Source organism: Halomonas qaidamensis (genome assembly GCF_025917315.1).
In the GTDB taxonomy this organism is placed as follows: domain Bacteria; phylum Pseudomonadota; class Gammaproteobacteria; order Pseudomonadales; family Halomonadaceae; genus Vreelandella; species Vreelandella qaidamensis.
This window is the reverse complement of sequence record NZ_CP080627.1, coordinates 2541776-2549183: the sequence shown is the minus strand read 5'-3', so window position 1 is coordinate 2549183 and position 7408 is coordinate 2541776. Positions and strand designations below refer to the sequence as shown.

The 7408-nt window shown below is 52.8% G+C and carries 6 protein-coding genes; 3 read left to right on the top strand and 3 right to left on the bottom strand.

What is annotated here, in order from left to right:
* The first annotated feature begins 103 nt into the window (after positions 1-103).
* Positions 104-427 carry a tryptophan synthase subunit beta like protein gene (locus K1Y77_RS11650; RefSeq protein ID WP_264428600.1) on the top strand — a complete coding sequence of 108 codons (324 nt, stop codon included), beginning with the start codon at positions 104-106 and terminating at the stop codon, positions 425-427.
* A 64-nt stretch (positions 428-491) separates the two neighbouring features.
* Here K1Y77_RS11650 and K1Y77_RS11645 read toward each other — a convergent pair whose 3' ends face one another.
* The 3 genes from K1Y77_RS11645 to K1Y77_RS11635 all read right to left on the bottom strand — a co-directional run bounded on the left by K1Y77_RS11645 (position 492) and on the right by K1Y77_RS11635 (position 3984).
* Entirely contained in the window at positions 492-2399 is a 1908-nt protein-coding gene (locus K1Y77_RS11645; protein WP_264428598.1) for an EAL domain-containing protein, read from the bottom strand.
* A 14-nt stretch (positions 2400-2413) separates the two neighbouring features.
* On the bottom strand, positions 2414-3127 hold the full coding sequence (locus K1Y77_RS11640; RefSeq protein ID WP_030071761.1) for a transglutaminase-like cysteine peptidase: 714 nt from the start codon (positions 3125-3127) through the stop codon (positions 2414-2416).
* Between the two features lie 185 nt (positions 3128-3312).
* Positions 3313-3984: an arylesterase gene (locus K1Y77_RS11635; RefSeq protein ID WP_264428596.1), complete on the bottom strand. Its 672-nt coding sequence runs from the start codon at positions 3982-3984 to the stop codon at positions 3313-3315.
* On the opposite strand from K1Y77_RS11635, the gene K1Y77_RS11630 reads away from it, so the two are divergent.
* Entirely contained in the window at positions 3983-4816 is an 834-nt protein-coding gene (locus K1Y77_RS11630; RefSeq protein ID WP_264017851.1) for an ABC transporter ATP-binding protein, read from the top strand. The genes K1Y77_RS11635 and K1Y77_RS11630 overlap by 2 nt on opposite strands.
* Positions 4809-7373: an ABC transporter permease gene (locus tag K1Y77_RS11625; RefSeq protein ID WP_264428594.1), complete on the top strand. Its 2565-nt coding sequence runs from the start codon at positions 4809-4811 to the stop codon at positions 7371-7373. Before K1Y77_RS11630 ends, K1Y77_RS11625 begins: the two co-directional genes overlap by 8 nt.
* Positions 7374-7408: the final 35 nt, after the last annotated feature.

Sequence of the window (7408 nt, the reverse complement as noted above, 5' to 3'; positions counted from 1 at the left end):
CCTTCACCCACCCAAACAGGCCGCCTACGGGCGGCCTTGTTATATCCACTCTCGAATGTCATTTCGCTATACTTAGGCGCTTTTACTTATAGAGGAAGCCGCTATGCTTTACATCAAACGCAATGCCGAAGGGGAGATCGTGATGCTCAGTAAAGAGCCATCGCGGGAGTGTAATGACACTATTAATGAAGATTCGCCGGAGGTGTTCGCTTTTTTAGCTGAGCAAACGGGGCAGTCGGCGCAGTTTATTGCCTCTGACTTGGCCTTTGTACGAGTGGTGGAAGATATGCTGGAAGTGTTGCTAGAGAAAGGCTTGCTGAGTTTCACGGACTTGCCTGCGGCGGCACAAAAAAAGGTGATGGAGCGTAAATCGTTGCGGTCGAAGAATGATATTAATTTGCTAGGCGATGAAGACGAATTGATTTAATACGGCGCGTCGTTAGACGCGCTGTTTGCTGGCAGTTACCTGACCTTCGAAAAACGACTACTCTTTAATTCAGGCGCACGCCTGGTCCGGTGGCTCCGTCAACGCCTACTTTGAAGAGACTTTCCAATTCGGCTTGTTCAGTCACCCCTTCTGCGATTACCTGAATGCCGAGGGAGTGGCATAGCGTGGCCATTCCTCGCACGATGGTTTGCTGTTCATGGGAAGTATGAATCCCTCCAATCAAGCTGCTGTCTATTTTTAGGTAGGCAAGCCCGATGTCGTGTAAATCGGCAAGTTTGGTGAATTCTGCCCCGACATGTTCAATCCCAAACTGACAGCCTAACGGTCTGAGCGCGGTACATAAGCCGCGAAGGCTACCAATAGCATGGGTATTCAAAATAGCGGGTACTTCGAAGCATAGCTGTTTGGCAAGTTGGGGTTGTTTTTCGAGCAGTCGTCTTAACTCAATCACAAATTCAGCATTGGTGATGGAGGCAATTGAAAGATTAATACCAAGGGTTTGTGCGGGGTTGCTAGTCAGTTGCTCAAGGGCTTTTTTAACCACGGCAATATCGAGTGCAGGTTCTAAGTGAAAGCGCGAAATCCAGGGAATAAACATGCCAGCGGTTTGCCAGTTATTGGCAAGCTCTAGGCGAGCAGGGCATTCATAATGCAGTACGTTATGGTGGGCATCAATAACGGGGAAATAAGCGAGCTGCGGCCCTAAAGTAATGGCAGCATTTAGCGCTGAACGCCATTCAGCGTGGTTACCAAAGAGCGAGTTATGTTGGTGCTCCCGTACAGCTACGGTGGTGTGGGCGCTTGCACTTTCGGCTTCAGCAAGGGCGTCGTCTAAGGTAGCCAGTAAACCACCTCGGTCATCATGGGGCGTGTAGGCAACCACGGCGGTCGGTAAACGCATGCCGATATAGGGTGCCTTGAGCGCGATGGTATCTAGCGCTTGGCGTAGGCGCGGTATGAGTGCGCCAGTGTCAGCTTCTAGCGGTAGCATCAGGATAAAATCGCTGCCGTTTAAGCGCCCAACCAGTGCTTCTTCTGGCGTGGGGGCCAGCTGGGAGAGTTGTGTCACTAACTCACTGAGTAACTGGTCAGTGGCTTGGTGGCCTAGCTGCTCATTAAGCGTTTCAAGTGACTCCACTCGGGTCATTATCATTAGCCCCGTGGCACGGGCGTCTTCACTTCCCAATAATGATGATAAACGGCCCATAAACACGTCGCGATTGAGCGCCCCTGTGACACGGTCATGCTGCAGATGGCGACGCAGTTCATCCAGTTTTTGGCTTTCCTGGCTAAGCATTTGGCGCACATTGGCAGATAAAACGTTCATTGCTTGGGCCACTTCACGTAGCTCTAATGTGCGGGGTTCTTTAATGGTGGTAAAGCGCCGGGCGCTGATATCTTTTGCTTGGGCGACCACCCGCACAAGAGGGTGCTTGATACCGCGTACCACCACTGTGGCGATGGCGAGGCTGATCGCTCCAGCCAGCAAGAACCAGCCAGCGAGCTCAAGCATAATGCGCCACAAAGAGGCATAGGCGAAACTGTGCTGACTTTCGAGTTCAAGCGTACCGAATTGCCGCCAGCCGTCTTGTATCGTTGCGGTGCCAATGGGTACATCGAAGTGAATAACGTTGCGGAACCATGCGGGTACATCGCCGCGGTATTCGCTGGCGGAGCGCTCAATAAGCACCTGACCTTCGGTGTCACGTAGGGTAATACGGCGGTAATAGCCGGTATCGAACTGTGCGGAAATTAACAGTTCGAGCGTCACTATGTCCTTTTCGAGCTGGCTCATGGAAAGTGCTAATGCCGTTGCATTGTCCTCATTTTTAATGCGCACTTCCTGCTCAATATAGTCGCGGCCCGAGGTAATGCTGATCGCAAGGCTGCCGACAAATGAAAGCAACAGTAGCGCAATAATGGCCAGCCAAAGCTGTTTAATCAGCGACATAGTGCTTAATCCTCTTAAATAAAACCTTGTGATTGCATCCGTTCAACGACATTACGCCAGCGCGATAGCCGCGCTAACGGGTCCGCACGTGATTGCGTTGTGCCACCGGCCCACAGCCCTTCACTATTAAAACTGAACACGGGGTCTAGATCGGTGCGTTGAGAAGCAGGGGAAATAGACGGTGATATATTATCCAATACCAAGGGCTCGGCGCTGGGCGTTGAATAGTAGCCAAGTACCATGTGTGCTTGAGTGATTTGACTGCGGCCAATGCGCGCTCGTACATAAATCATACGCAGGCGTTCACCGGGAACGTTGAGCTGCTTCAGGGTGATGTACTTAGCAATAGAGTAATCTTCACAATCGCCCTGTGCTTTACCCATGGCCTCTAATGGCGTTGCCCAGAAGTCTTCTTGCCCCCATACGTGAATATCATCCACCCAGCGTATTCGGCGGTTAAAAAAGTCGTTGACCTCGCGAAGTTGCGTTTGCACCTCTTGACCACGCAAACGTTCCAACAGGGCAAACCACTCTTCTAAAACAGCAAGCCCGCTTTGGCCGTGCTGCTGTTGCATGCTCTGCCGTAAGCGTTGGGGGTTGAAAGCAGTGGCAGGCGAGGCATGAAAACCTAACCCTGCGCCCAGCACAACTGCGCCGACAGTGGCTAAAAACTGTCGGCGCGAAAGCGGTTTAAGCGGAGGGCGAGTGGATGCAGGCATAAACGCCATGAGTAATAGTTAATAAGCATTAAGCCTACAAGCTACGGCGTTGAAGTGCACTATTTCCTTAGTGCTATCTATATCCTAAGTGCTAGCTACTGCCTAAATTCTATCTATTTCCTTAGTGCTATCTGCTTAGCAGTGCCTCATTAGATTGGGTGAGTATGGAGTGGGGATAAAGGGCTATCGTTGTGTCATTCAGCGGATGCTTGAAACACGCTGTCGAGCAGTGGTTCCAGGGCTGGCCAGACGTTGTCTAAAATAATCGGCTGGGCCTCGGCGGTGGGGTGTATGCCGTCGTCTTGCATCAGTTGTTCATTAAGTGCGATATCTTCCAATAAGAAAGGTACGAGCGGTACGTCATACTCATCAGCTAACGAATGAAAAACACTCGTAAAGGCATCGCGATAGGCTTGGCCGTAGTTAGGCGGAATATCAATACCGAGCAGTAACACATCGGCTCCTGCCTGTTGGCTTTGCTCAATCATGCTGGCTAGGTTGGAGCGCATTTGAGTCGGTGGGAGGCCACGTAAGCCATCGTTGCCGCCTAGTTCAAGCAGAACGATATCAGGCTGTCGTTGTCCGATAATACTAGCCAATCGTTGTGCACCGCCGGACGTCGTTTCACCGCTGATACTGGCATTGATGACTTGGGCTTCACCATCTAGCCTCTCGGCCAATAACGTGACCCAACCCAGCTCTTGCTCTATACCATAGGCGGCACTAAGACTATCGCCCATGACTAAAAGTGTTGGGCGTTGGTCAGCGTTGAGTGCAGACGCGTTAAAGATGACTATCAGTGCCAGCAACCCTCCGGTTACCATGCGGTTCAGTCTTTGCCACGCTACAGGGATGCCATGCTTCATGTCTTACTCCTCTAATCCACAAGCCAATTTGGATCCACAAACCAATTTGCCAACCGATGATGCCACTTCGCATCAGCCCACCACCGACACCATCATCGCCAGCAATGTTCCTCACAAGCAAGCTCACCAGCCAGTCCTGCATGCTGAAAAACTGTCTAAACGGGTGAGAAGCGGGGAGCGTTCGTTAACTATCTTACACGACCTTTCGTTGAGCGTGGCAGCGGGAGAAAGTGTTGCCATTCTTGGTAAAAGCGGTGCTGGTAAGTCGACCTTGCTAGGGTTGTTGGCGGGGTTAGACACGCCCAGTGATGGGGAACTGACACTGTTTGGTCAGCCGCTAAGCCAAATGGATGAAGATGGGCGGGCGGCGTTGCGTGCCGGAAGAGTCGGTTTTGTATTTCAAAACTTTCAGCTGTTACCGACGTTAAGCGCACTGGAAAATGTGCTATTGCCATTAGAGTTGTCTCCCCGAGCAGGAGAGACTCAGGCAGCGGCGCAGTGGCTTGAGCGAGTTGGGCTTGGCGAGCGCGTAGGGCATCTGCCTAAGCAGCTTTCAGGGGGTGAGCAGCAGCGCGTTGCCATTGCACGGGCGTTTGTTACCGACCCTGAACTAGTCTTTGCCGACGAGCCAACCGGTAACCTTGACCCCGAAACAGGGGCACAAATTATTGACCTGCTTTTCACACTGAACCGTGAAGCGGGCACCACCCTTATTTTAGTAACTCATGACCACGCACTTGCGCGCCGTTGCGACCGATGTTTGCGCCTGGCGAACGGGCAGTTAATGGCGTTTGAGCCAACTGCTGTTGCCAGCGGGGGTGGCGATGAGTGAACTAAACTGGCGGCTTGCTGCGCGTAGTTTGAAGCGTGACCTACGTGCCGCCGATGTTCGCGCGCTGTTTGTCGCGCTGGTATTAGCGGTAGCTGCTTCTACCATGATCGCCTTTTTTCTAGATCGCTTAGAGCGTGGATTAGAGCGCCAAGCCGGTCAAATGCTGGGGGGGGATTTAGTTTTAGAGCAGCGCGAACCGTTCTCGGAAGAACTACGCACGACGCTAGAGCAGGCGGGTTTTACGCTGAGTGACCAGGTGGATCTGGTGTCGATGATTAGTCGTGGCGAGCGTTTCCAGCCAGCTAGTTTGAAAGCGGTGGATGATGTCTATCCTCATTATGGCGTTTCCCATGTGGATCGCGGGGACGGGGTTGAGCAGGTTGCATCAGGCCCTCCATCAGGGGAAGCCTGGGCAGACCCGCGGTTAGCAGAACTGATTGATATTGCGATAGGCGACCGTGTTCAAGTAGGTCAAACGGAACTGCTGATTAGTGGGATTATCGAGCGTGAGGCTGATCAGTCTGCCGGTTTTGGTAATTTCAACCCACGCTTAATGCTCAATACTGCTGACCTGGAAGCAACAGGGTTGGTGCAGTTGGGTTCACGCCTTGAGTTTGAGCTGCTTGCTGCGGGGCCGCCTGCGGCATTGGAGCAAGTGCAGGGCTTGCTGGCCGAACTAAGGCGTGATGGGGTGGACGTACGTGATGTGCGTGTTGACCGTCCTCAGTTAGGCAACGCGCTTCAACGCGCTGAGAGTTATCTGGGGCTTGCCGGCTTGGCAGCCGTCTTGTTAGCGGGCGTGGCGGTGGCAATGTCGACCCGCCGTTATGTTGAGCGCCATCTAGACACCGCTGCATTGCTGCGTTGCTTTGGCGCTAGCCAATATCAATTAGTGACTATTTTTACCCTGCAATTAATGGGTCTCGCACTAATGGCTGCGATTATTGGCGCGCTGTTGGGGCTTATTGGTCAGGCTGTGCTGCTTTGGCTGTTAACAAGTTTTCTGCCGATGACACTGCCGCCTCCTGGCATTATGCCGCTGTGGCTGGGCATTTTTACTGCACTTGCGGTACTGGTTGGTTTTGCTGGGCCCACCCTGTTACGCATTAAGCGTGTTAGTGCGTTAAAAGTGTTACGCCGTGAGCTTGATCCCCTACCGCCGTCTGCTTGGTTAGTGGTGGGTGTGGCGAGCTTAGTATTTGGTGGTCTGTTATGGCTTTACTCGGGTAGCTTTTCGCTTGCTCTGGCGCTACTCATCGGTGGTGCAGCCCTATTAGGACTATTGTGGATGGCTAGCACGCTGTTGCTAAACGGCCTGTTGAAAGCTGTTCAGCGGCTTTCCGGTGGGAGCGAGTGGGGTCAAGCGTTTCGCTTGGGCGGCAGGCAACTGGCTCGCCGAAAGCAGGCTGGGCTTGGGCAGCTGTTGGCGTTTTCGGTCACCTTCTTTGCCATGGCGATGATCGTGCTGGTACGGGGTGATTTACTGACCACGTGGCAAGATCAGTTGCCGGAAAATACCCCTAATTACTTTGCTATCAATATTCAGCCCAATGAGCGAGATGCCTTCGAAGATGCGGTTGCTCCACGGGTGGAAACCCAAAGTACGCTATATCCGATGGTGCGTGGTCGCATCAGCGCGATCAACGGTCAACCACCGATAGAAGCCGTTCCACCCGATGCCAGAGGCGATAACTCGCTGCGTCGTGAACTGAATCTTACCTGGCAATCAGCGTTGCCCGAAGGTAATCAGGTCGTCGCCGGAGAGTGGTTTTCACAACCGAGTGAGCCACAGGGATGGATGAGCGAGGTGGACGCCACGCCTCAGGAAACCTCTAACATTGTGCCCATCTCAGTGGAAGATGGATTAGCAGAGCGCCTTGGCCTTGGGTTGGGCGACGAGCTCACGTTCTCTGTAGGCGGTGATACCATTACTACCCGCATTGAGAGCCTGCGTAGCCTTAACTGGGATAGCTTCAACCCGAACTTCTTCGTCATTTTCCCCCCTGGCGTGCTCGAAGCGTTCGGTCATAGCTTTATCACGGCGTTTCATTTGCCAGAACAAGAGCAAGGCTTAATCCGGCAGTTGGTCAGTGATTTCCCAGGTGTATCATTGCTTAATGTGGATGCCATTTTAGGCCAAGTGCGTGAGGTGCTTACCCAGGTTACTCGGGCAGTAGAGCTGGTGCTTATCCTAGTGCTGATGGCAGGGGTTAGCGTGCTTTATGCTGCACTGACGGCTAGCCGCCCCGTACGCGCCCATGAGAGTGGCTTGCTGCGTGTATTTGGTGCAGGTAACCGAATGATTTCACGGGTACAAGGTGCTGAATATGCGCTGCTTGGTTTTGCCAGTGGTTTAATGGGGGCCTTCCTTGCAGAATTTGCCACTGCCGCACTTTATCTTTATTGGCTTGATTTAACACCGCGCCTGCATATGGGCCTATGGCTTGTTCTACCTTTTGGAGGTGCGTTGCTAATTGGCATTATCGGACATGCCCTCTCTTACAGCCTGCGGCGTCAAGCGCCTGCGGCTAGCTTAGGGTTGCTTGGTGAAGCTTAACAGCACGTTTCCAAATGCTATGCTTAGCGCTTCTC